Consider the following 24,883-nt stretch of genomic DNA (forward strand, 5'->3'; position numbering starts at 1 on the left):
AAACTCGGGCAGGTGGCAGTGTGGACGAGAAGCCGCTTCTTTCCGTCATCATGCCTGTCCATGCAGGAGAGGCATGGATTGCAGCGACACTCGACTCGCTGGCCGACGAGCCCGCCGGGGACCTGGAAGTACTCGTTATCGACAGCAGCCCGACGGGCGCCACTGCCGCCATCGTCGAGCGGTTTGCCCACCGATTGCCTCTTCGGCTGCTGGAGCGGCGGGACCTTGGGCCGTGGCAGACCAAGACCAATTTGGGCGTGGAACTGGCTGCCGCCGATCACGTCTGCATTCTCCACCAGGATGACCTTTGGCTGCCGGACCGCGTTGCAGCGGCTCGTCGCTGGCTTGCCGATGCGCCCGAAGTCGGACTTCATTTGGCGCCGACTGCTGTTATCGACCGCCACGGCCGCCGCGTGGGGCGCTGGAACTGCCCGCTGCCGGCCGACGAGGTCCTAGGGGCTCAGTTTCTGCTTGAACGGCTGCTTGTCCAGAATTTTGTCTCGGTGCCCGCTCCGATATTCGCCCGAACCGCATGGCTGGCATGCGGAGGCATGGATGAGAAACTCTGGTACACGGCCGATTGGGATATCTGGGCGAAGCTTGCCGTCGCCGCGCCGGTTATCTATCACGACGAGATCACGACGGCCTTTCGGGTTCACGGCAGTTCGCTTACCGTTACCGGATCGCGAGACGCGAGCGAGTTCCAGTCGCAAATGCAGATCGTCCTGGAGCGCCATCTGCCTCGGCTCCCTGCGAGCAGCCGACGCTGGGTTGAACCGGCTGCCAGGGCATCGATCAGCGTCAACGTATCGCTTGCCGCCGCGTCGGGCGGCGACTTGAAGGCATTGGTTCGAGCGGCTCGTGCTGTACTGTCGCTTGGCCCGCGCGGCACGAGGCGCTATTTGCGCGACTCGCGGTTGCGTGAGCGCGTCACGTGCCGGCTTCGCGCGAAATGGACAGGAGCCTTCTGACGCCGATGCCTAGTCCTGTCATGAATACCGATGAGCGGGCGCGGCGGGAGCGTCCTGCGAACGAAAGACCGCTTTTGGAGCGGGGATGGCGATACACCCTGGTGGGAGCGGTCTGCGCAATTGCGCACAACGCCATCATGATCGCGGCCGACTACGTGGGAGTACACTACCTGCTAGGCACCGTAATATCGTTCGTTATGGTGACGCCACTCGGATATGTACTGCACAGCCGGTTCACCTTTGCCGAGCCGCTTCGATGGAAAGCTCTCATGCGTTTTGTCGGAGGCGTCGCCACGGCGTATCCAGTCTCGGTCGCCATGATGATCGTCCTCTGTTCCGGTTTCGGGCTCAGCGTTCCCGTTGCCACACCGATCGGCACATTGGCCCTGTTCGTCTGGAATTTTATCGCTGCGCATTGGGCCATCGTGCCACGGCTCTACCTGCGGCGGCGGTGACGGTCCCGTATGGAATGGGGGTCTAAAGCCACGTCCTAATGGCGTCATCAGGCACGCGATCAAGACTGCCGCATCCTCGCCGTTCCCGATTTTTGCAAACGGAGAGCAGGCGTTTGCCGCTATTTCCTGACGGCAATCACCCGTATTGCAGACGAATTGCGTGTCAGGACTTCCCCTAGGACCTGCAATGGGTGCGCCAAGATACCCAGCAGCAGCCAGAACAGATTGTTAGTTCCTCCTGCAATGTCGGCGAATGATCTGCCCATCGTTGGAACCGTCACCCCGTGAACGGATTCGATCTGAAGGCCGTTGCGCTGCATCAATCTGACCAGGGAGTTACGGGTAAAATGGTGCCTGTGATACGGCAGGTACCAAGCGTCCCAGAACTTTCCGAATATCCTGGCCCAAACACAATCGACGTTGGGAACCTCGATCACGACCTTGCCTCCGTGGCGGGCGTATCCGGATATAGTCCTGAGCAGTCCATCGGCATCGTCATCATGTTCCAAGACGTGCAAGGCAATGACGATGTCGAAGCTATCCTTGCGGGAGCCGAGCTCCTCAGGACCGAGATACGGCCTTTCGGCGAGTTCGGCGGGAGGTTCGGAGTGCATGTCGGCACCAATGACTTCCGATGCGCTGCCAACCATTTCACCAAGGACCCTTGTGAACTGTCCGCTTCCGCAACCAAAATCAAGTATCGTTCCCCGCGCGCCGCCAGCTTGCCGCAAGAGCTTTCTGGCCTGCGAGCGGAAGGCAATATCCTTGATTTCGTGTGAGAGACCCTTGGCGTCGGGCTGAAAATCCTGGCTTTCACGATCTTGGTAGAGAAAAGCAACATTCGGCAGTGGCGGCAAGGAAACGCCGTGACCACAACGCAGGCAACGTACAACCTCGACGTGGTCGACTTTGCCGCTACGATCCAGGAATTTGCCAAGGGAAATATACTGGCAGGCCTCCGAACCATCACCAAGGCAGATCATTCGGAACACTCCTTGACTGTGCGTCGTAACTGAGCTTGGCAGGCAAATATCAACATTCCATTCAACTGCTCGCCACGGCCAATGCAATCGCCCGAGCTGCCTTGTGAGCCCGCATTCCGCGTGTACAATGCGCCCCCTAAAGCGATTCAGGCTTCTGTGGCTGCGAAGTGTTTGGCACCGTATATTTAATGAAAACAGAAGCGGTTCAATCCAGTGGGGAGAAAATTCTCCCCCGATCCGCGACTGTATATATAAGCATTGCTGTCGCACTAAAGATTATAATTCTGTTTGTATTTGCATATGAAAGCCGGTTCGTGATGGACGAATTCGTTCAGCTCGGATGGGCAAAATATTTCTCGAACGGCCTCTTCGATACGATCTGGCATCCCAAGGCGGTTGGTTATGCGATGTTTTTCGAGATCGCGCACCTGATCGGCTGGGACGCCAGGTCGATCCTGTTTGTCGGCCGCATGCAGACTGCGCTGCTGGCGTGCCTGACCATTGGATTTGTCTATGCATCCGCGCGCAGTCTCGGAGAAAACCGCGCGCGCGCCCTCGCGATCGTCCTCGTCCTGCTGTGCTTCTCGAATTTCATGGAGCGCATCTTTCGCACCATCGCCGAACCACTGGCGGTGTTTTTTGCCGTGGCGGCGCTGCTGGTCGTCCTGCGAGCGCGCGAATTGAAGGGTTGGCCGCTTGTCGCTTCTGGTATCCTCAGTGGCCTGTCGTTCCTCGCCACTCAGAAGGCGGTCTATTTCAATTTTGCGCTTGGCCTCGGTTTGGTCGGCGATGCAGCTTTGAGGGGACGCTATGCAGCAGGTGTGGCTCGCGGCACATGGCTGATACTGGGATGGACTGTCCCCATTGTTGTCTATTGCTTCATCTTCGGTGGGGCCGACCCTGTTCCGGTCGCCAGGAACCTCTTCTTCGGCCCGATTGAGATTGCGACGCGCGGGGGCGCTGATTATGGCGGGCTGAGGCGCTTTGTGTTGCAGACGCTGGCACGCAACTATGTTCTTTATGTCTTCTGTTTCGCCGGCATGGCCCTGGCGCTGGCGCAGATCATGAAGCTCGACGAACGAAGGCGAATTGCGCTCATCTTCTCCGTCGTCATCACGGTGCTGGTCTTCGCGCACGACCAGCCGTGGCCTTACGTGTTCATCATGGCGTTGCCGTTCATGTCGCTATGGTCGTTGGCACTGCTCGACGGCATCGCAAACCGCGTGCGTTACCTGCGCATTGCGTGGATAGCGCTGGCCACGGCCGTATCCATAAGCTTCGTTGCCAATCTGCTTTACCTTCGCATCGACAATGCAGCCCAACTCGAGCTGGTGGCGCGCGCGGAGTCGCTGCTGGCACCGGACGAACGGTATTTCGACGGCATAGGAATCCTGCCCAACCGGATGGAACCGACAACCTTGTGGCTCGACGTGCATTATGTGCTCAAGACCTTGCGCGAAAGCGGCCGCTCCGAAGCGTATAGTGTCTTGAGCAAGTCCCCGCCGAAGCTGATCCTCTGGTCTTACAGGATGGACTACATCTATCCGGTGGTCGCGCCTCTCATCTTGAACAGCTATGTCAGGATCGCGCCGAATCTCAGGATAGCCGGCGTCCTCCTCCAGTCGGGCGAGCGCAAGATTTTCGACGTTCCGATCGCTGGAAGCTATGCGCTCTACAACGAGGATGGTTCTCAGTTGTCGGGGCGGGTCGAGGTCGACGGCAAAGTGCTTGCGCCGCCAGTTCAATTTTCGACCGGACCAAAGACCGTGATCTTGCACGATCCAGCAGGCGAAGCATTGCTGCTGCCGACCGGTTCCTATGCCGGACGTTTCAAGCCCGGCAAGGACAACGATCTTCTGTTTGACGGCGTCTATGACTAATATGAGCCGAATGCCGCTTCGATCGACGGCCTGACGATCGCGGTATGACGGACGTTGGCCTTAGGGGGTGGCGACCTCCACCACCCGTGGCGCCTTGCGCTGCAAATTGAGCAGGTTGCCGGCGAGGATCAAGGCAGCGCCGCCGGCGGTGAAGACGTCGACCTGCTCGTGATAGAGCAGCCACCCGACCAGCGCCGACAGCGGCACGCGCAAAAAGTCCATCGGCGAGATGATGGTGGCGTCGGCGTGGGTGAGCGCGCGCGTCAGGCAGAAATGCGACGACATGCCGGTGAAAGCGATGATGAAGATCCATGGCCAGAGGCCGGATGAGGGTGTGTGCCAGCTGTAGAGAGCCGGGATCAGGCCGACCACCGACTGGATGATCAGCATCCAGAAGATGATGCGCACCACGCTTTCGGTCTTAGTCATCGACTTGACCAGCACCATCGAGATGCCGAAGCAGACCGCGGCGCCCAGGACGACGAGGTGGCCGGGGTCCATCGAACCGGCGCTGGGGCGCACGATGACGACCACGCCGACCAGGCCAAGCACGATCGCCGTGAGCCTCGAGCGCGACAGTCTTTCCCCCAGAAAGCTGACCGCGAGAATCGCCGTCCAGATCGGCGTGGTGAACTCGATCGAGATCAGCACGGCGAGCGGAATGAGGGTGAGCGCATAGAGCCAGGCGGCCTGGCCGGTATAGTGGATGATGTTGCGGGCGATATGGGCGAAGGGACGCTCGGTTCGCATCGCCGCAAAACCGCCGTTCATCATCACCAGCGGTAAAAGGATGAAGAAGCCGATCACCGAGCGCAGTTCCAGCACCTGGAAGACGTTGAGCTCGGCGGTCGTCTCGCGACCGGCAACCGACATCGCCAGCATCGAGGCGATTGACAGAGCCATCCAGAACGCGGCTTTTGGGATCGAGGGAGCGGGCGCCATTTGGGGGCCTATGTCGCAAGCCCGGACCCGGGCCGCAACCGCTAGCGGCGTCATTTCACTGGGCCAGCGGATCGGGTGTCAAAAAACCGTCATCGCTGCATCGGAACCTGCTGCCCGGGTACCCGTTAAGTCCACGCCTTCCGCTGGAAGGCCACAATCGCAAGAGGGGACGTCTTGATGAAATCGACCGCTGCTTTGCTGGCCGCCGCCTGTCTTTTCTGCTCGACGGGCGCGCATGCCGACGAGGCGGCCTTCCTGCGCTCGCTGCAGGGCAAGTTCTCCGGCAAGGGAACGGTCAGGATCCGAACCAACACGCCGGTGATGAACATCAACTGCACCTTCACCTCGGACGCGACGGCGGACTCGCTGTCGCTCGACGGCACCTGCCGCGCGCTGCTGATCATGTCGCGCGAAATCCGCGCCGACCTGAAAGTCAGCGGGGCGAGCTACACCGGCACCTATATCGGCTCGCGCAGCGGACCCGCCGGGCTCAGCGGAAGCCGCGAGGGCGATGCGATCAATCTCGACATCCACTGGGCGAAAATCGTCAATGGCGACCGCGACGCGGAGCTGACGGTCGAGAAGGTCGGGCCGGACAATATGCGCATGACGGTGACCGACATGGATCCGGCGACCGGCAAGATGGTGGTGACGAGCCGGATCGACCTCAAGCGGACCTGACCCCTCAATCTTCCAGCGGCTCGGGCGGATTGGCGGCCCGGCCCTTGCCGAATGTGTAGCCGGTCTCGACGGCTTTCCTGCCGAACTTGTCGCGCAGCGTGTCCATCGCGCCTTCAGCCAGCGCGCGCTTGCGCGACTGTACGTCGACCAGATCCGGCGGATCGGCCTTTTCGTCGTCCGAAAGGTCGCTGACGCCGATGCCGAGCAGGCGGAATCTGGTGCCGTCGGCTTCGCGGCGCAACAAATCGAGCCCTGTCTGAAAGATTCGGTCTGCCAGCCGAGTCGGATCGCCAAGCTGGCGGTTGCGGGTGCGGAGCTTGAAATCCTGCGTCTTCAGCTTCAGCACCACGGTGCGCCCGGCGATGCCTGATTTCTTCAGCCGCGCCGAGACCTTTTCCGAGAGCCCGCGCAGCACCGGCACCAGTTCCGCCAGGGCGGCGATGTCGGTGTCGAAGGTGGTTTCGGCCGAGACGCTCTTGGCATCGCCGCCGGGGTCGACCGGGCGGTCGTCCTCGCCACGCGACAGGCGATAGAGCCGGTCGCCCATCACGCCGTAGCGGCGCATCAGGTCGCCGCGATCCATGCGCTGCAATTGCGCGATCATGCGGATGCCGTCGCGCTCCAGCGTCGCGGCCAGCGCCTTGCCGACGCCCCAGATCATCGTCACCGGCTGCGCGGCGAGGAAGCTCGGCGCCTCTGCTTCGCCGATCACCGAAAAGCCGCGCGGCTTGCGGAAATCCGAGGCGATCTTGGCCAGGAACTTGCAGTAGGAGAGGCCGGCCGAAACGGTGATGCCGAGCTCCTTTTCCACCGTCTGGGCGAAGCGCGCCAGCACCAGCGCCGGGGGCATGCCGTGCAGCCGCTCGGTGCCGGCGAGGTCGAGAAAGGCCTCGTCGATCGACAGCGGCTCGACCTGCGGCGTCAGCGCCAGCATCAACGCGCGGACTTCGCGCCCGACGCCGACATATTTCTCCATGTTGGGCGGGATCACCACCGCTTCAGGGCACAGTTCGAGCGCCTTGAACATCGGCATGGCCGAGCGCACGCCCTGGATGCGGGCGATATAGCAGGCCGTGGAGACGACGCCGCGCCGGCCGCCGCCGACGATCACCGGCCTGTCCTTCAGCGCCGGGTTGTCGCGCTTTTCGATCGCCGCGTAGAAGGCGTCGCAATCGATATGGGCGATCTTGAGCCGGTAGAGCTCGGCGTGACGGACCAGGCGCGGGCTGCCGCAGCGATCGCAGCGACGCGTCTGCGAGCGCTGGAGAGCCAGGCAGTCACGGCAAAAACCGTGTTCGGGATTGTTGACAGGAGCCGCCATCGCTGCGAACATAAAGAGAACAAATGCAATGGTACGACAGCGCAAGGCTGGCAACAAGCTTGGCCTGGGGAGAACGCATGAGCACAACCATAGCACCGCTGACCCCTGAGCGCTGGACCGATTTCGAGGACCTCTTCGGCAAGCAGGGCGCCTGTTACGGCTGCTGGTGCACCCATTTCCGGCTGGCGCCGGCGGAGCGCCGCGCCAGCGACAAGGAGCGCAACAAGGACCACATCAAGGCGCGAATCGAGGCCGGCCCGCCACCTGGGCTTCTAGCCTTCGAGGACGGCAAGGCCGTCGGCTGGATGCAGATCGGTCCGCGCGCCGACGTGCCCGAGTGGAACAATCAGGGCAGGGGCTCGGCGCCGGTCGATCCTGCCGATGCCGGCGATCCGGATGTCTGGGCGATCTCCTGCTTCTTCATCCGCGTCAAGGCGAGGGGCCGCGGCGTCACGCACCGCCTTGTCGAGGGCGGCATCGCCTTTGCGCGTGAGAACGGCGCGAGGCTGCTGGAAGCCTGCCCGATCGACCTGTCGCGCGATTCGCGTTCGATCGGGCTTTTCGTCGGCTCGTCGCGGGTGTTCGAGAAGGCCGGCTTCGAAAGGCTTGTGGAGCGCAAGCCCGGCCGGCCGCTGATGCGACTTGTGCTTTAGCCGGATGCGTTTTTGGCCTACAGTCGGTGTCTTGCGGCTGTAACGCTTCTTGCCTACCAGAAGCACAAATATTTCGTCTTCCGAGACCAACGGAGAACCGACGTGAAGCGTATTTTGCCACTTGCCTTTGCCCTTGCGCTCAGCGCCCCAGCTTTTGCCCAGACCGTCGACAACCAGGGCGCAAAGGAGCTGTCTGACAATCTGTCGCGCTATTTCGGCAAGCAGGCCTTCGACAAGGGAGTGCTCAAGGTTTCGGTCGAGGGTGGCGCCTACAAGATCGCGCTCGACATCAAGGCGCTCGTCAATGCGCTGCCGGAGCAGAAGCTCCTGAAATTCGACATGGCGCCATACGCCCTGATGGTGAAACCGCGCAGCGACGGGTCCTGGGACGTCTCGTCGAATTTCTCGCAGGGCGCGTCCTTCGAGCTCGATGGGCCGGAAGGCCGTCAGAGCATGGAGTTCACGATCAAGGACGGCAAGCTGACCAGTGTCTACGATCCGGCGCTTGCCGCCTTCACCAACGCCACCAGCTCGTTGGCCGGGATGACCATGACGTCCCGGGAAGCCAAGCAGCAGGCCGATGTCTCGACCGGCGCCGGCACCGCCACTGTTACGGCGACCAAGTCAGCCAATGGCGGCGTCGACTTCACCGCCACCCAGAAAGTTTCGGACTTCGTCGAGAAGATCAAGATCGATGATCCCAACAGCGGAATGAATTTCCCACTCACCTTGAAAACGCCGGAACTTTCGGTGGACGCAAAGGGCAAGGGCGTGCGCACGAAGCCCTTGCTCGACCTGCTTGCCTTCGCCGTGGCCAATGAGGACGAAACCAAGCTCAAGGCGAACCAGGCGGAGCTCAAATCGCTCATGCTGGCTGCGCTGCCCGTTTGGGAACGGGTCGACGGCAACTACGGCTTCAAGGATTTCGAGGTGGAGAGCCCCGTCGGCAAGTTCGGGGCCGCGCAATTCAGCACCGCCTTCGGCATGGACGGTGTCTCCCAGAACGGCAAGCTCGACTACACGATCAAGGCAACCGGCCTGACGATCCCGCGGCAGACCCTTCCGGAATGGACCGCCGCATTGCTGCCAACCGACATCGACCTGAACTTCGGCGGCGCCAATATCGATCTCGATACAATGGCCAAGAAAGCGATCGAAGCCTTTGATCTCAATAAGAATCCGCCGCTGTCGGATGAATTCGGCAAGGCTCTGGTCGCCGATTTCAAGGCCAAGAACCCGAAGGTCGTGATCGGGCACAGCACGCTGAAGAATGGCGCCATCGAGGTCGCGATGGAAGGTGAGATGACCTTCCCCGGCGAAAAGCCCGATGCGACCGTGACCATCGACGTCGCCGGCTATGACAAGATCGTCGATGCCCTGAAGGAAGCGGCCAAGAGCGATGAGCAGATGGCGCAGGCCTTCCCGTTCGCCTTGGCGGTCAAAGGTTTTGGCAAGACGCTGCCGGACGGCCGGCTGGAATGGATGATCAACACCAAGGCCGATGGATCCGTCACGGTCAACGGCGCCATGCTGAAGGGCCCGGATGAAGTCCAGGATGACAGCGCCGGCCAGGATGACAATTCGGGCAATGACGGCGCCAACGGAACGGATGATTCCACCGGAGGCGACGATTCTGACGGCGGCGACAATGGCGGGGCTGGCGCGAAGCTGCAGCCCTGAGCACTTGAGTTAGAGCCCAAGCGCCGCCGCGATCTTTGGCGTCGCCTCGCGCCAGTCCTCGACCGAGAAGATGTCTTCGGACGTCGGCGGCAGGAAGGCGCGCAACGCGTTGTCGGCCATCAAGTGGAAGAGATGGGCATCCGCCACGGAATTGCGCGCCGAGACCAGGTTGGAGGGCTGGTCGTCGACGAAGGCGACGGGACGGCCCTTGACGCCGCGCAGTTTCGCGATGGCAGGTCCCTTGGCCATTTCCGTCGTCAGCAGCGGATAATTGAGCCCCAGCGCATCGAGGTGCGCGCGGCGCACGGCGCGGTGCTTGTGCGGCATGGCGGTCAGCATGACGATCTCGGCGCCTCGTCCGAGCATTGCGAGCGCGTCCGCGGCGCCGTCGGCGATGCTTTGCCAATCCGCCTGGGCATCGAAGAATTCGCCCAAGAGCGCCGTCACCTCGGGTTGCTCGATCAGCCGGCCGGTTGCCGTCTCGGCGATGTTGCCGGTAAGCCGGAAGGAAGCGAGTGTCAGGCCGAAACCACGCGACTTCAGATAGTGCGGAAAAGGCCGGATGAATTCGAGCACGACATCGTCGACGTCGAGCACCAGCAGCGGCCGGTCATCGGCGGCAAGCTCTTCGATCTGCCGCGCCGTCTCAGGATCGTCGCTCATGTCGAACGCTCGTGGTCGTCGTTGCCGAGCGGAAGCGCGCGCAGTGCCTTGCCGACGGCGGCTGGCGGCGTGCCGGTCTCCTCGGCGAAGCGCAGCAGCGTCGGCTCGTGGGCAAGGATGAATTGCAGGACGCCGGCAAGGAAGCCGGGCTCGGCGGCGGCTTTGCGGATCGACTGCACGTCGATGCCGGTGATCGCCAGGAAGCGGGGCAGAAGTTCGGGATCCGCGGCAATGAAGCCCAGCGCCTTGACGGCAATGTTTTCCGCTTCCTCGCGCATTGACGCTGCGTTCGCCATCATTACCTTTGAATGGTGGATTTTTTCGAGTCTCCTTCCGCAGTAACGGCAAGCGTCGCTTGCGGCAAGCCTCCGCTCTCTCCCCGTGCAACGTCCGAAGGTGGAATCCGTGCAGCTTTTCCAACCTTCGGTTTCCGTTTCGTCAATCATATTGGGCTAGGGTGGAAAAGGGTTGGGTGCGGTCCGAGGGGGGACGCATTGCGACGGCCTTCGGCTTCGAGGGCGGTCGGGACGGGAAACTGATGGCTAAGAAGGTCATGATCGTCGAGGACAATGAGCTCAACATGAAGCTCTTTCGGGACCTCATCGAAGCCAGCGGTTACGAGACGGTTCGCACGCGCAACGGGCTGGAGGCGCTGGATCTTGCGCGCCAGCACCGCCCGGACCTCATCCTGATGGACATCCAACTGCCCGAGGTCTCCGGCCTGGAAGTGACCAAGTGGCTGAAGGAAGACGACGAATTGCATTCGATCCCGGTCATCGCCGTCACCGCCTTCGCCATGAAGGGCGACGAGGAGCGCATCCGCCAGGGCGGCTGCGAGGCCTATATCTCCAAGCCGATTTCGGTGCCGCGCTTCATCGAGACGATCAAATCCTATCTGGGCGACGCCTGATGCCCAAGACCAGCAGAACCGGAGTTTTTTGAGATGACAGCGCGGATCCTCGTCGTCGACGATATCCCCGCCAATGTGCGGCTGCTGGAGGTTCGGCTGCTTGCCGAGTATTTCGAGGTGCTGACGGCCAGCAACGGCCCGGATGCGATCGAGACCTGCGAGAACGGCAAGGTCGACGTCGTGCTGCTCGACGTGATGATGCCGGACATGGACGGGTTCGAGGTCTGCAAGCGCCTGAAGAGCGATCCCGCGACCTCGCATATCCCCGTCGTCATGATCACCGCGCTCGACCAGGTGTCGGACCGGGTGCGCGGCCTCGAGGCGGGCGCCGACGATTTCCTGACCAAGCCGGTCAACGACCTGCAACTGATGACGCGCGTGAAGAGCCTAGTCAGGTTGAAATCGTTGACCGACGAATTACGGCTGCGCGCCTCGACCACGCGCAATATCGGCATCGAAGAACTTCTGAGCCGCGATTTCGCGACCGAGGACACCAAGCCGAGGGTACTGCTTGTCGACGAGCGCCAATCTTCGGTCGAACGCATCCAGAAGATGCTGCGCAACAGCGCCGAGCTGGATGTCGCGACCGATCCCCATGCCGGGTTCTTCCAGGCGGCCGAGACGCCGTATGAATGCGTGCTGGTGTCGACCGCCTTCTCCGACTTCGATGCGCTGAGGCTCTGCTCGCAGCTACGTTCGCTCGACCGCACCCGCTTCCTGCCAATCATGCTTTTGGCCGACGAGGGCGAGGAGGGCCGCATCCTGCGCGGGCTGGAGCTCGGCATCAACGATTACCTGATGCGGCCGATCGACCAGCACGAGCTGACGGCGCGGCTGCGCACCCAGGTGCGGCGCAAGCGCTACAACGACCAATTGCGCGCCAGCGTCGCCCAGACGATCGAGATGGCGGTGATCGACGGGCTGACAGGGCTGCACAACCGACGCTATCTCGACAGCCATCTGCAGACGCTGTTCGATCGCGCCGTGGCGCGGCGGCGGCCACTGTCGGTGATGATCACCGATCTCGACCGCTTCAAGTCGATCAATGATACCCACGGCCATGATGGCGGCGACGACGTGCTGCGCGAGTTCGCCCGGCGGCTGCGCAAGAATGTGCGTGGCATCGATCTCGCCTGTCGTTTCGGCGGCGAGGAGTTCGTCGTGGTCATGCCGGATACCGACGGCGCGGTGGCCGAGAAGGTGGCCGAGCGCATTCGCGCCGAGATCGCGCAGGCGCCTTTTGCCATCGGTGCCGACGGCAAGGCGATCGAGGTCACGGTCAGTGTCGGCGTGTCCTCGGTCCTGAAAGGGACGGACAGCGTCGCCGCGCTGATGAAGCGCGCCGACCTGGCGCTCTATGAGGCCAAAAGCGGCGGTCGCAACCGGGTGGTCGCCAAGGCTGCCTGACGCGCGCCGCCGCGATCTTTCAGATTTGCTGTTTATGCTTTAGGTTTAGCTTTTGCGCATGTTCCCACTTTCGGAGACATGCCCTGCAAAAGGCGCTGATTCCCGGCCGTCCCGACAGGGTTACGAATTTACCTTAACCCAAGCGATTCGCGAGCGGTGGTTAAGAAATGGTTGATTTTTATAAGGTCTTGCGCAAATCTGCGATGCATAGACCGAAGACGAGGCCGGCACGAGGGTAGACTAGCCGGCTCGATCCAGAAAATACCCCATGATGCTCAGGTCCGCCGCATCTCCTGGGTCCGTGGGGTCGGCCGGCCGGCGCTGGCACATAGTGGCCTCCTCGTACCGCTGCCAAACGCCGACCGGCCCCCTTTTTCTCAAAAACCGACATCGGAAGCTTGCGCGGACAGCCGCGCGGCTTCCTCTTGTCGGAAAGCCGTGTCCGACTTTTCCTGGGGTCTTTCCAAAAACAAAAACGCCGCCCGGAAGGCGGCGTTTTGATTTCTCAGGATAACCAGATTACTTGATCTTGGTTTCCTTGAACTCGACGTGCTTCTTGGCAACCGGATCGTACTTGCGGAACGAGAGCTTGTCCGTCTTGGTACGGCTGTTCTTGCTGGTGACGTAGAAGAACCCGGTGTCGGCGGTCGATAGAAGCTTGATCTTGATGTTTGCGGCTTTGGCCATGATTTTCGTCCGTTAATGTTCGTGGAGTTTTGGCCGCTGGAGCACGGGGAAAACACCCGGACGCGGGAAACTTGGCGCGACACATAAAGAACGCGCCCGGAAAGTCAAGCCCGGGCGCCGTCCTTGCCTCATCTCGGCACGGCTGATTTCGCTGCTTCAGGCGTTCTCCTCGATCCGCTGAGCGGTTTTTTTCCAGTCGCCCGTGGTGTTCCACCAGCGGTTGGGATTGGCATGGTCGTCAAGACCCTTGGAACGGCTGGCGAGCAGCGGTTGGATGCGGATGACGGGCTCCTGATAGGAGTGGGCCTGGAATATCGCCTCGACGACACGAGTGGCGAGCGCCTGGTCGTCGGCGATCTCGAACGACACTTCGACGGTGCCGGGCCGCCGGCGCAATTCCGTCTCGGCGCCAGCGGCGGCGCCTTCGAGCGGCCGATAGCGCTCGACGCCTTGCGCCGACTGATAGGCGTTGCTGTCATATTTGCCCATGCGCAGCGGCGTGATCGCCACCACTGCCTCCATGATGCGCTCGACATCGGCGGCCGGCGCCTGGAATGTGACGAGCAGAAGCAATTCCATCCTGAGGGATCTGGTTTCAAAGCCGCTGTCGATCATAGCAATTCTCCTACCTCGCGTTGGAGACAGGGTATAGCAGGGGTGCTGCTGACATGGTGATGTCAGGATGCCCGAAGCTTCGGCTACGTTCTTCTACAGAATCTTGCGCACCAGCCTGACCAGGACCAGAAGCATGTAGGCGGCGAAGAAGATCGCCAGCGACCAGCCGAAGCCCGAGGGGCCGAACGCATCCATGCCGATGCCGATCGCCTGCGGACCCAGCACCATGCCGACGCCATAGCAAAGCACGAAGGCCGCGTTGGCGGAGGCAAGCTCATGGCCGGAAAGCTGCGAGCCGAGATGGGCAAGGCCGATCGTGTACATGGCCGCCACGACGCCGCCCCAAACGAACAGAAGCGCCGCCATCAGATGCCAGTTCTGGGCGAAGAACGGCATGAAGGCGGTTCCGATCAGCCCTACCGTGGCGCAGATCAGGAGCAGGTAGCGCCGGTCTGAAATGCGGTCGCTGATCATGCCGATCGGGATCTGCAGCAGCACATTGCCGAGACCGATCATGGTCAAAAGCAGCGCCGCGTCGGCTTCTGAATAACCGATGCGGTTGCCATAGACCGGGAAGAGCGCGAAGCCGCCGGTCTCGACCGCGCCGAAGACCAGCACGGCGAAAGTGGCGGTCGGCACCAGCCAGATGTAGCGCAGGAAGTGGCTGGTCTCGCTGTCGGCGACGATGGTCGGACTCTCCTTGCGTGCCGCCAGCACGGGAATCGCGGCCAGCGTCACCAGGGCGATGATGACGCCAAAGGGTCTGAACCCCGAGCTTCCGAGATGAGCGAACAGCCACGGCCCGGCGGCAAAGCCGAGCGACAGCACCGTGGCGTATATGCCGAGCACGAGGCCGCGCCGGTGCGGCGGCGCGGAGGTGCTGATCCAGAACTCCGACAGGATGAACAGCACCGTGAGCGAAATGTGCAGCACGACGCGGAGCGGAAACCACATCCAGAAATCTGGCGCGAAGTGGAAGCCGACAAAGGCCAGCGCGCCGATGGCAATCATCGACAGCATGGTCCAGGCGACGCCGAGCCGCATGGCTAAAGGCGTGGCGAGCGGCGCACCGGCGATCGAGGCCAGGCCAGCAACCGCCGTGTTGAGGCCGATCATCGAGGCCGAGTGGCCGCGTGTCTCCAGGATGACACTGAGCAGTGGCATGCCGAGGCCGATGGCGATGCCGACGACGCTGATCGAGGAGATCGCCGCGATCATCGGCAGCCAGTGTACGCGTTCGTCGCCCTGTTGTTGGGTATCGACCGTCATGGGATCAAAATGCTCTGCTTCTAAAGGACTTCGCGGACAAAGCGGTTGCGGACGAGCCGGAAGAACGGCACGGCGCCCCCCGGCCGCAGCAAGGGATCGTCGGCAAGCCGACTTTGCAGTTCTTCCAGGATCATGCCTGTGATGTCGGGGATGTCGGCCTTGCGGGCATCGGCGAGCGGCAGCCAGACGAGTTCCTCCAACTCGTTGGTCGGACCGCCGCCGGGCAACTCCACGGCAACGTCTTGGCGCCATGCGCTGAAGAAACGCGTATCGAAACGGCGCACGCGATTGGGCGGGGTGATGGCGCGGGCGATGAAGCGAAGCACGTCCAGCGACGGGACCACGCCATGTTCGGCGAAACCCTGCCAGTCGCGCTTTACGGTCGAGAAGGCGCCCTTGCGGCCGATCAGCAGGCCGGCTTCCTCATAGGTCTCGCGAATCGCCGACAGGGCGATTGCCCGCGCCCGCGCCGCGCTCGCGCGGCCAGGACCCGCGAGCAGCTTTTTCTCTTCTTCGCCGGGCAGGGGGGCGCCGACGTAAATGCGGCTGTCCGCCGGATCGGTGCGGCCGCCGGGGAAGACGAATTTCCCGGGCATGAAGGCATGGCGGGCGTGGCGCCGGCCCATCAGCACCAGAACGTCCTTGCCCTTGCGGTCGAGGAGAATGAGGGTCGCGGCATCGCGCGGACGCAGCGCCCGGCCGCTGCGCACGGCCAGGCCCTTATCGAGCTTGTCGACATCCGCCTTGGTCATTCGTTCCATGCGCTCGACCTAGCGGAAACTTCCCGGATGCGAAAGTGGCTTGCTCGTCGCTGCCTTTGCACCAGGGCCGGGCAGCGGCGAGACCTGGCTTATCAATGGCTCTCGAATTCGTCCTTCTCGTCGCCGAAGCCGTGCATATACAGCGCCCATTGCAGGCCGATGACGGCGCCCTTGACCGGCTGCAGCAGCACGAGAGCGAGAATGATGGTCAGCGGCACCCAGATCAGCGCGTGCTGCCATGTCGACAGCGTGGTGGCGGCCTCCACGATCATGAACGAGCCAACCACGATATGGCCGACAATGACGATGACCAGATAGGCAGGCAGGTCGTCGGCGCGATGGTGGTGCAGTTCCTCGCCGCAGACCTCGCACTTGTCCACGGGCTTCACGAAGGCGCTGAACAGCTTCCCTTTGCCGCAATGCGGGCAGCGGCCGAGCAAGCCGCGCTTGATCGCCGTCCACAGCGGACGCGCCACGCGGCCGGAGTGATGCTCGCCGCCGAAAACCTGTTCTTCCACGCGCATATCGCCTGGCATCATCTTCTCCTGCCGCGCGGACCGGTGCGCGATTGCGACGCGCGGGCGCGGCCCTTGGCCTTGTGGAACGACCGCTTCGAGCCGGGCAGGGGCTTCGGGTCGGTCAGCATCTCGAAACGCATCGCGCCGGCCATTGGCGCGACCTCGACTAGCCGGACTTCGACGCGGTCGGCAAGCTGATAGCCTTTGCCGGTGCGTTCCCCGAACAGCGATCGGGCGGTTTCGTCGTAGATATAGTAGTCGCCGCCCAAACTTGACACCGGAATAAAGCCATCGGCGCCGTACTGCGGCAATTGGACAAAGAGCCCCGCCTTGGTGACGCCGGAGATGCGCGCGTCGAACGTGTCGTTGACGCGCTCGGCCAGATAGGCGGCGATCAGCCGGTCGACCGTGTCGCGCTCGGCGGCCATGGCGCGGCGTTCCGTGGCCGAGATCAGCGCTGCGACCTCTTCCAGCCTGTCCGCCTCCTGCTGCGTCAAGCCACCGGGACCCAGACCAAGTGCGGCGATCAGCCCGCGGTGCACGATCAGATCGGCATAGCGGCGGATTGGCGAGGTGAAATGCGCGTAGCGCCTGAGGTTGAGACCGAAATGGCCGATGTTCTTCGGCGAGTACTCGGCCTGGCTCTGCGAGCGCAGCACCACTTCGTTGACCAGCGCCTCGTTGTCGGCGCCGCGCACCCGCTCCAGAATGCCGTTGAATTGGCTGGGCCGCATCTGCGCGCCGCGCGCCAGCGACAGGCTGAGTGTCTGCAGGAATTCGCGCAGCGATTCCTGCTTGGCCAGCGACGGCGCGTCGTGGATGCGGTAGACGAGGGGTTCTTTCCTGCCCTCCAATGTCTCGGCGGCCGCGACATTGGCCTGGATCATGAACTCCTCGATGAGCTTGTGCGCGTCGAGACGCTCCGGCACGGTGACGCGATCGACCGTGCCGTCGGGTTTCAGCAGGATCTTGCGCTCCGGCAGGTCGAGCTCCAGTGGCTGGCGGGAGTCGCGGCCGCGCCTGAGCACCGAATAGGCATCCCAAAGCGGCTTCAGGACGCTATCGAGGATCGGCTTCGTCTTGTCGTCAGGCACGCCGTCGATCGCGGCTTGCGCCTGCGGGTAGGCAAGCTTGGCGGCCGACTTCATCATCACGCGGTGGAAGGAATGCCTGAGCTTGCGGCCTTCCGAGGAGAAGGTCATGCGCACGGCGATGGCCGGTCGGTCCTCGCCCTCGCGCAGCGAGCAGAGGTTGTTGGAGATGCGTTCGGGAAGCATCGGCACGACGCGGTCCGGAAAATAGACCGAATTGCCGCGCTTCAAGGCCTCGCGGTCGAGCGGCGTGCCGTAGCGAACATAGGCGGCGACATCGGCGATCGCCACGGTGACGACGACGCCTCCGGGATTCTTCTCGTCCGCATCGGGCGCGGCGAAGACGGCGTCGTCATGGTCCTTCGCGTCGGCCGGATCGATCGTCACCAGCGGCAGATCGCGCCAATCCTCGCGGTGATCGAGCGTCGCCGGCTTCACCGCTTCGGCCTCGGCGATCACGTCTGCCGGAAAGACATGGGGAATGTCGTGGGCGTGGATGGCGATCATCGAGACCGCCTTCTCGCTGCTCAGCGATCCCAGCACCGCCAGCACCTTTGCCCTGGGCAGTCCGTAGCGGGATGCCCGCGCCGGCTCGACCTCGACGAGATCGCCGTTCCTGGCGCCGTTCTGGAATTCCTTGTCGACGATCAGTTCCGGCTGCCGCCGTTCGACGGGCTCGATGCGGAACGTGCCGTCCTTCAGCACGCGGAAGACACCGAGCACCGCGTCGCTGCGCTTCTCGAAGATCTTCATCACCCGGCCGGTATAGGCGGGGCCCGACGGATCGTCGGTCGGGAAGGTCTTGGCTAAAACGCGGTCGCCGATGCCGGGCACCGGGCCGCTGGCGCCGCGCGAAATGCGGATGGCGATGACGGGCGGCGAGCCATTGCCGGTGTATTCGTTCGGATGCGCCAGAAGCACGCCGTCGTCGTCACGGCCGAAAATATCGAGCACCGCGACGTGAGGCACGGCGCCCACACGGGAGAGCCGCTTGCGCTCCTTCGTCAACAGGCCCTCGTCCTGAAGGTCGCGCAGCATATCCTTGAGCCAGATGCGGTCGTCGCCGCGAAGGGCGAAGGCCTTGGCGATCTCGCGCTTGCCGGACCGGTCGGGATTTTCGGCGATGTAGCGCAGCAACTCGTCGCGCGAGGGCCGGTAATCGTCCTTGACCACCTTGGCCCTCGTGTCGGCGTTGCGCGGATCGCCGTGGCTTCTTCCGGAGATCCTGCGCGCCACGTCCCGCTACCCCTTCTTCGCGCCCCGACGGAAGGGCTTCTTGCCGCCTCCGCCCTTGGCTTCCTTCTCGGCAATCAGAGCGAGCGCTTCTTCCATCGTCACCGATTGCGGGTCCTTGCCCTTGGGCAGCGTCGCATTGACCTTGCCGTAATTGACATAGGGACCGTATTTGCCGTCGCGCACGACGATCTTGCCGCCGCCATCGGGATGGTCGCCAAGGTCCTTGAGCGCCGCGGGCGTGGCGCCGTTGCGGCCGCCCTTGCCCTTCTGCTGCTTCTCGGCAATCACCGAGACGGCGCGGTTCAAGCCAATCGAGAATACGTCCTCGATGCTTTCCAGATTGGCATAGGTGCCGTCATGCAGCACGAACGGCCCGTAGCGTCCGAGGCCGGCCGAGATCATCTTGCCAGTCTCCGGATGCTTGCCGACATCGCGCGGCAGGGCCAGCAACGCCAGCGCCTTCTCGTGGTCGATCGACTCGGGCGTCCAGCCCTTGGGCAGGCTCGAGCGCTTGGCCTCCTTGCCTTCGCCGCGCTGGATATAGGGGCCGAAACGGCCGCTCCTCAGCGTGATTTCCTCGGCGGTGTAGGGATCCTTGCCGAGCAGCTTGACGCCGTCGTCGCCATTGCCGTTCTCGCCATTGGGGTTGGCGGCGTCGCCGAGCTGGCGGGTGTAGGAGCATTCGGGATAGTTCGAGCAGCCGACGAAGGCGCCGAACTTGCCGAGCTTTAGCGAGAGGTTTCCCGAGCCGCATTTCGGGCAGATGCGCGGGTTGGAGCCGTCCTCGCGTTCCGGGAAGACAAGCGGCGCAAGTTCCTCATTGAGCGCGTCGAGCACGTCGGTCACACGCAGTTCCTTGATGTCGTCGACGGCGCCGGAGAAATCCTTCCAGAAGTCGCGCAGAACGTCCTTCCAGGCGAGCTTGCCGTCGGAAATCTCGTCGAGCTTCTCCTCGAGCGAGGCGGTGAAGTCATATTCGACGTAGCGCTCGAAGAAGCTTTCGAGGAAGGCCGAGAGCAGCCGGCCCTTGGCCTGCGGCACCAGCCGGCGCCGGTCGATGGTGACGTAGTCGCGGTCCTCGAGCGTCTTCAGGATCGCGGTGTAGGTCGACGGCCGGCCGATGCCCAGTTCTTCCAGCTTCTTGATCAGCGACGCCTCGGAATAGCGCGGCGGCGGCTCGGTCGTGTGCTGGGTGGCGTTGATCGCCTGGCGGGCAAGCTGCTCGCCGGAACGGATCTCGGGCAGACGGCGGCTCTCCTCGTCCTCCGCGTCCTCGTCCTTCTGGTCGGTATAGGCGGCAATGAAGCCGTCGAAACGGATGACCGAGCCAATCGCGCGCAGCTCCGCGGTGCGGGCGCCGTTGACCGCCTCGATCTCGACCGTGGTGCGTTCGATCTCGGCCGGCTGCATCTGGCTGGCGATGGCGCGCTTCCAGATCAGCTCGTAGAGGCGCGCCTGGTCGGCATCGAGATATTGCCGAACGGAAGTCGGGGTGCGCTTGAAATCGGTCGGGCGGATCGCCTCGTGCGCTTCCTGGGCGTTCTTGGCCTTGGTGGTGTAGAAACGCGGCTTTTCCGGCAGGTATTTCGCGCCGAACTCGCTGACGATGGCGTCGCGCGCGGCTTCGATCGCCTCCGGCGCCATCTGCACGCCGTCGGTACGCATATAGGTGATGAGGCCGGCGGTCTCGCCGCCGACATCCATGCCTTCATAGAGTTTCTGCGCCACCTGCATGGTGCGGGTGGCCGAGAAGCCGAGCCCAGACGATGCCGCCTGCTGCAGCGTCGATGTGGTGAAGGGCGGGCCGGGATTGCGTTTTGTCGGCTTGGCCTCGACCGACAAAGCCTTGAAGGTCGCGCCTTCGAGCATACCCTTGATGTCGTCGGCCTGCGCCTTGTTTGCGATGTCGAGCTTCTGCAGCTTCTTGCCGGCGAAGGCGGTCAGCCGCGCCTCGAAACTGTCGTTGCGGGGCGTGTTGAGGATGGCGGCGATCTGCCAGTATTCCTCGCGGATGAAGCGCTCGATCTCGGATTCGCGGTCGCTGACCAGGCGCAGCGCCACCGACTGCACGCGGCCTGCGGAACGGGCGCCCGGCAGCTTGCGCCACAGCACCGGCGACAGCGTGAAGCCGACGAGATAATCCAGCGCGCGACGGGCGAGGTAGGCGTCGACCAGCGGCGCGTCGATCTGGCGCGGATTGGCCATCGCATCCAGCACCGAGGCCTTGGTGATGGCGTTGAAGACGACGCGGCTGACCGGCTTGTCCTTCAGCGCGCGCTTCTGCTTCAGGACTTCGAGCACGTGCCAGGAAATCGCCTCGCCCTCGCGATCGGGGTCGGTGGCGAGGATCAGGCCGTCGGCATCCTTGACCGCCTTGGCGATGTCGGCCAGGCGCTTGCCCGACGCGGTGTCGACCGACCAGGACATGGCGAAGTCCTCGTCGGGGCGCACCGAGCCGTCCTTGGCCGGCAGATCGCGGACATGGCCGAACGAGGCCAGAACCTTATAGTTCTTGCCGAGATATTTGTTGATTGTCTTCGCCTTGGCCGGCGATTCGACGACGACGACGTCCATGAGGTCTCTTAATCAGCTGTGAGGTGGCGGAAGAACTCCGCGACGCGCGACGAAATCCCACTCTTTTCGTCGCTCACATGGCCGCGCTTTTGCAATCGGTCAAGGGGAGGCGGGCAATTTGGGAAGCGGCGATCGGCGATACACTCTTAGAGTGTATGGCAAAGATCACATTTTTTGGGGATGGCGAGGTCCGCGTCTCGATCACATGAGATACGGTCGTGCGCTCTTGTCGCAAGACGATCGTCGAAGCGGCTCGGATCGGAAAGGGATTGCCGGCTGCCGAGTCGAGAGAGACCCGGCAGCCACCCTCCAGCCAGGCGGTGGCGAGGGCAGGTTCAATCGGCCTTGACGACATGCCAGGCGCCGGCGACGCCTTCGCCGCTCATGTCACCGGCCTTCTTGTCCTTGACGAAGGTGTAGACCGGCTTGCCATTATAGGCCCACATCTTGGAGCCGTCTGTGCGGTCGATAACAGTCCATTCATCGTCTGCCTTGGCGCCGGCCTCGGCCTTCAGCGGCGGCCAGTTGGCGGCGCATTTGTCGTAGCAGGTGGACTTGCCCTTTTCGTCCTTGTCGAAAGTGTAAAGCGTCATGCCCTTGGCATCGGTGTAGATCTTGGTGCCGCCGACTTCGGCTTCCTTCCACGCTTCGGCGGCATGGGACGCGGCGGTGCCGAGCAAAAGTGCGGCAAACCCGAGTGCGATCGATTTCATGACAATCTCCCTGAGAACACGCGCGGAAGTTCCGCGCTGGCTATGTCAACGCCCTGGCGCGGCTGTTTCTTCCTTGGCGAAGCGGCGACGTGCCACACAATGGTGATTGGCGAAGCGCCATCCGCGTCGCTATATCGTCGCCAGCACAAGCAGGGCGGACGAAATGGCATTGGACATCGGCTATGTCAGCGCGGTCGGAGCAGGGGCGATCTCGTTCCTGTCGCCATGCGTGCTGCCTCTGGTGCCGCCCTATCTCTGCTACATGGCCGGCGTTTCGGTCGACGATTTCCGCGGCAATCAAAGCGTGACGGCAAAGGAAGGCGCGCGCGGCGCGCTGCTCTATGCTTCGCTCGCTTTCGTGCTCGGCTTCTCGACCGTCTTCGTTGCGCTCGGCGCCGGCGCTTCGACCATCGGCCACCTGCTCCGCGTCTGGCAGGAGCCGCTGGCGATGGTGGCTGGCGCGCTGATCATCATCATGGGCCTGAACTTCCTCGGCATCCTGCGCATTCCGCTCTTGTCGCGCGAGGCGCGCTTCCAGTCGCAGGGCAAGCCCGCCAGCATGATCGCCGCCTATGTCATGGGGCTGGCCTTCGCCTTTGGCTGGACGCCCTGCATCGGCCCGGTGCTGGGACCGATCCTGACTTTGGCCGGCGGGCGCGAGACGGTGGGCGAGGGCGCACTGCTGCTCGCGGCCTATTCGCTCGGCCTCGGCATCCCGTTCCTGATCGCGGCGCTGTTTTCCGGCGCCTTCATGCGCTTCCTCGGCAAATTCCGCGTCCATCTCGGCCGCGTCGAAAAGGCGATCGGCGCGCTGCTGGTCGTCGCCGGCGTGTTCTTCCTCACAGGCGGCGTGCAGAGCGCGTCCTACTGGCTGCTGGAGAATTTTCCGGTGCTGGGGCGGCTGGGGTAGGGCCGGGCGCGCAGCACCAGATCGAATGGCGGACCCGCTCAGAGTCAGCTGCTCTCCCACCTCACCGGAATTTAACCGCATTGGTGCAGCATCACCCCGCTGCTAGCATGCGTTGATTCAAGCCCTTTCACATGGTTGCCATTTCATGAGCCAGAGATCCTGCCTGTCCGTCATTCTCGCCGCCGGCGAAGGCACGCGCATGAAAAGCGCCATGCCCAAGGTGCTGCACGCCATTGCCGGCTTGCCTATGGTGGCGCATGTCGTGAAGGCGGCGGAGGCCGCCGGTGCAACAGGCCTGGCGCTGGTGATCGGCCACGGCGCCGACGAGATGCGCAAGGCGGCGCAGAAATTCGCGCCGAAGGCGGAGACTTTCGTGCAGGAGAAGCGGCTCGGCACCGCGCATGCGGTGCTTGCCGCTCGCGAAGCGATATCAAAAGGTTATGACGATATTCTCGTCATGTTCGGCGACACGCCGCTGATCGATGCGCAAGCGCTGGCAGCCGCGCGGCAAAAGCTGGCAGAGGGTGCGGCCGTCGTCGTCATTGGCTTTCGCACTCCAAACCCAACCGGATACGGGCGCCTGATCGAAAGACGCGGAAAGCTCTTTGCCATCATCGAGGAGAAGGATTGCAGCGAGGACGAGAAGAAGATCACCTTCTGCAATGCGGGAATGATGGCCATTGCCGGCGACCAGGCGCTGCAATTGCTCGAAAAAGTCGGCAACGACAATGCCAAGGGTGAGTTCTACCTGACCGACATCGTCGAGATCGCCGGCGCGCAAGGCCTCAGCGTGGTGGCGACGGAAGCCAGTTTCGAAAACGCGCTCGGCATCAACAACCGGGCCGAGCTTGCCGAGGCGGAGCGGGTCTGGCAGGCGCGCCGGCGGCGCGAGGCGATGATGGCGGGCGTGACGCTGATTGCGCCCGAGACCGTCTATTTCTCGCACGATACCGAGATCGGCGCCGACACGATCGTCGAGCCGAATGTCTGGTTCGGGCCGGGCGTCAGGATCGCTTCGGCCGCCAAGATCCACGCCTTCAGCCATATCGAGGGCGCGACGATCGCGTCCAATTGCGATGTCGGGCCCTTCGCGCGGCTCAGGCCGGGCGCTGATCTTCGCAACAAGGCAAAGGTCGGCAATTTCTGCGAGGTCAAGCAGGCGACGATCGAGGAGGGCGCCAAGGTCAACCATCTGACCTATATCGGCGATGCGCGTGTCGGGGCCGCGGCCAATATCGGCGCCGGCACCATCACCTGCAATTATGACGGCTACTCGAAATTCTTCACCGATATCGGCGAGGGGGCCTTTGTCGGCTCGAACTCCTCGCTGGTAGCGCCGGTCACGATCGGCAAGGGCGGCTATATCGCCTCCGGCAGCGTGATCACCGAGAGCGTGCCCGACGACGCTCTGGCCTTCGGCCGTGCCCGCCAGAAGACGATCCCCGGCAAGGGCAAGGAGCTGCGCGAGCGCTTCGCCTCGGCCGCTGCGGCGAAGAAGAAGGCCGCGGAATGATCTTCAGCACCTCCTTCGGGAGGCGGTCGCTGCTCGATCAGATATGAACGAGTGGAAAACCTGGGCCCTGAAAACCCGAGCGGTTCAGGTAACCGGATTGCAAGCGCAGTCTGGCATTGTGCCTTGGCAAAGAACCGTTCCGCTGACACGGAACGAAACGCAAAGTGACTTTCGCGGCAGGCCGGCAGTCCCTAGATAACGCCGGATTTTCCGCTGGGAATCGGGGGCAAGCGCCATGTGCGGTATCGTTGGAATCGTTGGCCGAAGCCAAGTCGCGCCGCTCATCGTCGATGCGTTGAGGCGGCTCGAATACCGCGGCTACGACTCGGCCGGTGTCGCCACCATTGAGAAGGGTGAGCTTGGCCGCCGCCGCGCCGAGGGCAAGCTCATCAACCTTGAACGCCGGCTGAAGGAAGAGCCGCTCGACGGCACGATCGGCATCGGTCACAC

At 63.1% G+C, this 24,883-nt stretch carries 23 protein-coding genes and 1 pseudogene; 11 read left to right on the forward strand and 13 right to left on the reverse strand.

Features of this window, described 5'->3' with window-relative positions:
- Positions 1 to 20: 20 nt before the first annotated feature.
- Positions 21 to 971, forward strand: coding sequence for a glycosyltransferase (locus RFM52_RS28055; protein WP_320295530.1), 951 nt, complete (start codon positions 21 to 23; stop codon positions 969 to 971).
- Between the two features lie 20 nt (positions 972 to 991).
- Positions 992 to 1,426 (forward strand): GtrA family protein, encoded by a 435-nt coding sequence (locus RFM52_RS28060; protein ID WP_320295531.1) that lies wholly within the window; start codon positions 992 to 994, stop codon positions 1,424 to 1,426.
- Positions 1,427 to 1,545: 119 nt separating this feature from the next.
- On the opposite strand, the gene RFM52_RS28065 is transcribed toward RFM52_RS28060, so the two are convergent.
- Positions 1,546 to 2,409: a class I SAM-dependent methyltransferase gene (locus RFM52_RS28065; RefSeq protein WP_320295532.1), complete on the reverse strand. Its 864-nt coding sequence runs from the start codon at positions 2,407 to 2,409 to the stop codon at positions 1,546 to 1,548.
- A 317-nt stretch (positions 2,410 to 2,726) separates the two neighbouring features.
- Between RFM52_RS28065 and RFM52_RS28070 the strand changes: the two genes are divergently transcribed.
- On the forward strand, positions 2,727 to 4,289 hold the full coding sequence (locus RFM52_RS28070) for a DUF7055 domain-containing protein (RefSeq protein ID WP_320295533.1): 1,563 nt from the start codon (positions 2,727 to 2,729) through the stop codon (positions 4,287 to 4,289).
- A gap of 60 nt (positions 4,290 to 4,349) precedes the next feature.
- Here RFM52_RS28070 and RFM52_RS28075 read toward each other — a convergent pair whose 3' ends face one another.
- A complete protein-coding gene (locus RFM52_RS28075; protein ID WP_320295534.1) occupies positions 4,350 to 5,231 on the reverse strand; it encodes a DMT family transporter in 882 nt (293 codons plus the stop codon).
- A 177-nt stretch (positions 5,232 to 5,408) separates the two neighbouring features.
- Here RFM52_RS28075 and RFM52_RS28080 point away from each other — a divergent pair, with 177 nt between their 5' ends.
- Positions 5,409 to 5,912, forward strand: a complete 504-nt coding sequence (locus RFM52_RS28080; RefSeq protein ID WP_320295535.1) for a hypothetical protein — start codon at positions 5,409 to 5,411, stop codon at positions 5,910 to 5,912.
- Between the two features lie 4 nt (positions 5,913 to 5,916).
- Here the strand turns inward: RFM52_RS28080 and RFM52_RS28085 are convergent, their stop codons facing one another.
- Positions 5,917 to 7,245, reverse strand: a complete 1,329-nt coding sequence (locus RFM52_RS28085) for a DNA polymerase IV (protein ID WP_320295536.1) — start codon at positions 7,243 to 7,245, stop codon at positions 5,917 to 5,919.
- Positions 7,246 to 7,310: 65 nt separating this feature from the next.
- Between RFM52_RS28085 and RFM52_RS28090 the strand changes: the two genes are divergently transcribed.
- Positions 7,311 to 7,886: a GNAT family N-acetyltransferase gene (locus RFM52_RS28090; RefSeq protein ID WP_320295537.1), complete on the forward strand. Its 576-nt coding sequence runs from the start codon at positions 7,311 to 7,313 to the stop codon at positions 7,884 to 7,886.
- A gap of 102 nt (positions 7,887 to 7,988) precedes the next feature.
- Entirely contained in the window at positions 7,989 to 9,566 is a 1,578-nt protein-coding gene (locus tag RFM52_RS28095) for a YdgA family protein (RefSeq protein WP_320295538.1), read from the forward strand.
- A gap of 9 nt (positions 9,567 to 9,575) precedes the next feature.
- Here RFM52_RS28095 and RFM52_RS28100 read toward each other — a convergent pair whose 3' ends face one another.
- Positions 9,576 to 10,229, reverse strand: a complete 654-nt coding sequence (locus RFM52_RS28100; RefSeq protein WP_320295539.1) for a hypothetical protein — start codon at positions 10,227 to 10,229, stop codon at positions 9,576 to 9,578.
- Complete coding sequence (locus RFM52_RS28105) at positions 10,226 to 10,525, reverse strand: DUF3572 domain-containing protein (RefSeq protein ID WP_320295570.1); 300 nt, start codon at positions 10,523 to 10,525, stop codon at positions 10,226 to 10,228. Before RFM52_RS28105 ends, RFM52_RS28100 begins: the two co-directional genes overlap by 4 nt.
- A gap of 242 nt (positions 10,526 to 10,767) precedes the next feature.
- On the opposite strand from RFM52_RS28105, the gene RFM52_RS28110 reads away from it, so the two are divergent.
- The gene (locus tag RFM52_RS28110; protein WP_027166515.1) at positions 10,768 to 11,139 is read left to right on the forward strand and encodes a response regulator; all 372 of its coding nucleotides are present in this window, start codon (positions 10,768 to 10,770) and stop codon (positions 11,137 to 11,139) included.
- A gap of 33 nt (positions 11,140 to 11,172) precedes the next feature.
- Positions 11,173 to 12,546 (forward strand): PleD family two-component system response regulator, encoded by a 1,374-nt coding sequence (locus RFM52_RS28115; protein WP_320295540.1) that lies wholly within the window; start codon positions 11,173 to 11,175, stop codon positions 12,544 to 12,546.
- 519 nt (positions 12,547 to 13,065) lie between these two features.
- Here RFM52_RS28115 and rpmG read toward each other — a convergent pair.
- From rpmG to RFM52_RS28155, 8 genes are all read right to left on the reverse strand, one after another.
- Positions 13,066 to 13,233: a 50S ribosomal protein L33 gene (gene rpmG, locus RFM52_RS28120; protein ID WP_006201775.1), complete on the reverse strand. Its 168-nt coding sequence runs from the start codon at positions 13,231 to 13,233 to the stop codon at positions 13,066 to 13,068.
- Positions 13,234 to 13,389: 156 nt separating this feature from the next.
- Positions 13,390 to 13,848, reverse strand: a complete 459-nt coding sequence (locus RFM52_RS28125; protein ID WP_320295541.1) for a YqfO family protein — start codon at positions 13,846 to 13,848, stop codon at positions 13,390 to 13,392.
- A 93-nt stretch (positions 13,849 to 13,941) separates the two neighbouring features.
- A complete protein-coding gene (locus tag RFM52_RS28130) occupies positions 13,942 to 15,117 on the reverse strand; it encodes an MFS transporter (protein WP_320295542.1) in 1,176 nt (391 codons plus the stop codon).
- Between the two features lie 20 nt (positions 15,118 to 15,137).
- Positions 15,138 to 15,878, reverse strand: a complete 741-nt coding sequence (locus tag RFM52_RS28135) for an NUDIX hydrolase (protein ID WP_320295543.1) — start codon at positions 15,876 to 15,878, stop codon at positions 15,138 to 15,140.
- Positions 15,879 to 15,970: 92 nt separating this feature from the next.
- Positions 15,971 to 16,414 carry a DUF983 domain-containing protein gene (locus RFM52_RS28140; protein ID WP_320295571.1) on the reverse strand — a complete coding sequence of 148 codons (444 nt, stop codon included), beginning with the start codon at positions 16,412 to 16,414 and terminating at the stop codon, positions 15,971 to 15,973.
- Positions 16,414 to 18,723 carry a ribonuclease R gene (rnr, locus tag RFM52_RS28145; protein WP_320295544.1) on the reverse strand — a complete coding sequence of 770 codons (2,310 nt, stop codon included), beginning with the start codon at positions 18,721 to 18,723 and terminating at the stop codon, positions 16,414 to 16,416. The genes RFM52_RS28140 and rnr overlap by 1 nt, the downstream gene beginning before the upstream one ends.
- Before the next feature lie 6 nt (positions 18,724 to 18,729).
- Complete coding sequence (gene topA, locus RFM52_RS28150) at positions 18,730 to 21,297, reverse strand: type I DNA topoisomerase (RefSeq protein ID WP_320295545.1); 2,568 nt, start codon at positions 21,295 to 21,297, stop codon at positions 18,730 to 18,732.
- A 335-nt stretch (positions 21,298 to 21,632) separates the two neighbouring features.
- On the reverse strand, positions 21,633 to 22,010 hold the full coding sequence (locus RFM52_RS28155; RefSeq protein WP_320295546.1) for a COG4315 family predicted lipoprotein: 378 nt from the start codon (positions 22,008 to 22,010) through the stop codon (positions 21,633 to 21,635).
- A gap of 163 nt (positions 22,011 to 22,173) precedes the next feature.
- Between RFM52_RS28155 and RFM52_RS28160 the strand changes: the two genes are divergently transcribed.
- The 3 genes and pseudogenes from RFM52_RS28160 to RFM52_RS28170 all read left to right on the forward strand — a co-directional run.
- Entirely contained in the window at positions 22,174 to 22,920 is a 747-nt protein-coding gene (locus RFM52_RS28160; protein WP_320295547.1) for a cytochrome c biogenesis CcdA family protein, read from the forward strand.
- Positions 22,921 to 23,065: 145 nt separating this feature from the next.
- Positions 23,066 to 24,433 (forward strand): bifunctional UDP-N-acetylglucosamine diphosphorylase/glucosamine-1-phosphate N-acetyltransferase GlmU, encoded by a 1,368-nt coding sequence (gene glmU, locus RFM52_RS28165; RefSeq protein WP_320295548.1) that lies wholly within the window; start codon positions 23,066 to 23,068, stop codon positions 24,431 to 24,433.
- A gap of 235 nt (positions 24,434 to 24,668) precedes the next feature.
- Positions 24,669 to 24,883 (forward strand): annotated as a pseudogene (locus tag RFM52_RS28170) (glutamine--fructose-6-phosphate transaminase (isomerizing)); the annotation flags it as partial.

Source organism: Mesorhizobium humile, assembly GCF_033977215.1.
GTDB classification, from domain to species: Bacteria; Pseudomonadota; Alphaproteobacteria; order Rhizobiales; family Rhizobiaceae; genus Mesorhizobium; species Mesorhizobium humile.

What these genes read in the sequence shown, in the direction of transcription:
- RFM52_RS28060 (WP_320295531.1), top strand. Translation starts at nt 992, where the DNA reads ATGAATACCGATGAGCGGGCGCGGCGGGAGCGTCCTGCGAACGAAAGA.
- RFM52_RS28065 (WP_320295532.1), bottom strand. Translation starts at nt 2,409, where the DNA reads ATGATCTGCCTTGGTGATGGTTCGGAGGCCTGCCAGTATATTTCCCTT.
- RFM52_RS28070 (WP_320295533.1), top strand. Translation starts at nt 2,727, where the DNA reads ATGGACGAATTCGTTCAGCTCGGATGGGCAAAATATTTCTCGAACGGC.
- RFM52_RS28075 (WP_320295534.1), bottom strand. Translation starts at nt 5,231, where the DNA reads ATGGCGCCCGCTCCCTCGATCCCAAAAGCCGCGTTCTGGATGGCTCTG.
- RFM52_RS28080 (WP_320295535.1), top strand. Translation starts at nt 5,409, where the DNA reads ATGAAATCGACCGCTGCTTTGCTGGCCGCCGCCTGTCTTTTCTGCTCG.
- RFM52_RS28085 (WP_320295536.1), bottom strand. Translation starts at nt 7,245, where the DNA reads ATGTTCGCAGCGATGGCGGCTCCTGTCAACAATCCCGAACACGGTTTT.
- RFM52_RS28090 (WP_320295537.1), top strand. Translation starts at nt 7,311, where the DNA reads ATGAGCACAACCATAGCACCGCTGACCCCTGAGCGCTGGACCGATTTC.
- RFM52_RS28100 (WP_320295539.1), bottom strand. Translation starts at nt 10,229, where the DNA reads ATGAGCGACGATCCTGAGACGGCGCGGCAGATCGAAGAGCTTGCCGCC.
- RFM52_RS28105 (WP_320295570.1), bottom strand. Translation starts at nt 10,525, where the DNA reads ATGGCGAACGCAGCGTCAATGCGCGAGGAAGCGGAAAACATTGCCGTC.
- RFM52_RS28110 (WP_027166515.1), top strand. Translation starts at nt 10,768, where the DNA reads ATGGCTAAGAAGGTCATGATCGTCGAGGACAATGAGCTCAACATGAAG.
- RFM52_RS28115 (WP_320295540.1), top strand. Translation starts at nt 11,173, where the DNA reads ATGACAGCGCGGATCCTCGTCGTCGACGATATCCCCGCCAATGTGCGG.
- rpmG (WP_006201775.1), bottom strand. Translation starts at nt 13,233, where the DNA reads ATGGCCAAAGCCGCAAACATCAAGATCAAGCTTCTATCGACCGCCGAC.
- RFM52_RS28125 (WP_320295541.1), bottom strand. Translation starts at nt 13,848, where the DNA reads ATGATCGACAGCGGCTTTGAAACCAGATCCCTCAGGATGGAATTGCTT.
- RFM52_RS28130 (WP_320295542.1), bottom strand. Translation starts at nt 15,117, where the DNA reads ATGACGGTCGATACCCAACAACAGGGCGACGAACGCGTACACTGGCTG.
- RFM52_RS28135 (WP_320295543.1), bottom strand. Translation starts at nt 15,878, where the DNA reads ATGGAACGAATGACCAAGGCGGATGTCGACAAGCTCGATAAGGGCCTG.
- RFM52_RS28140 (WP_320295571.1), bottom strand. Translation starts at nt 16,414, where the DNA reads ATGCCAGGCGATATGCGCGTGGAAGAACAGGTTTTCGGCGGCGAGCAT.
- topA (WP_320295545.1), bottom strand. Translation starts at nt 21,297, where the DNA reads ATGGACGTCGTCGTCGTCGAATCGCCGGCCAAGGCGAAGACAATCAAC.
- RFM52_RS28155 (WP_320295546.1), bottom strand. Translation starts at nt 22,010, where the DNA reads ATGAAATCGATCGCACTCGGGTTTGCCGCACTTTTGCTCGGCACCGCC.
- RFM52_RS28160 (WP_320295547.1), top strand. Translation starts at nt 22,174, where the DNA reads ATGGCATTGGACATCGGCTATGTCAGCGCGGTCGGAGCAGGGGCGATC.
- glmU (WP_320295548.1), top strand. Translation starts at nt 23,066, where the DNA reads ATGAGCCAGAGATCCTGCCTGTCCGTCATTCTCGCCGCCGGCGAAGGC.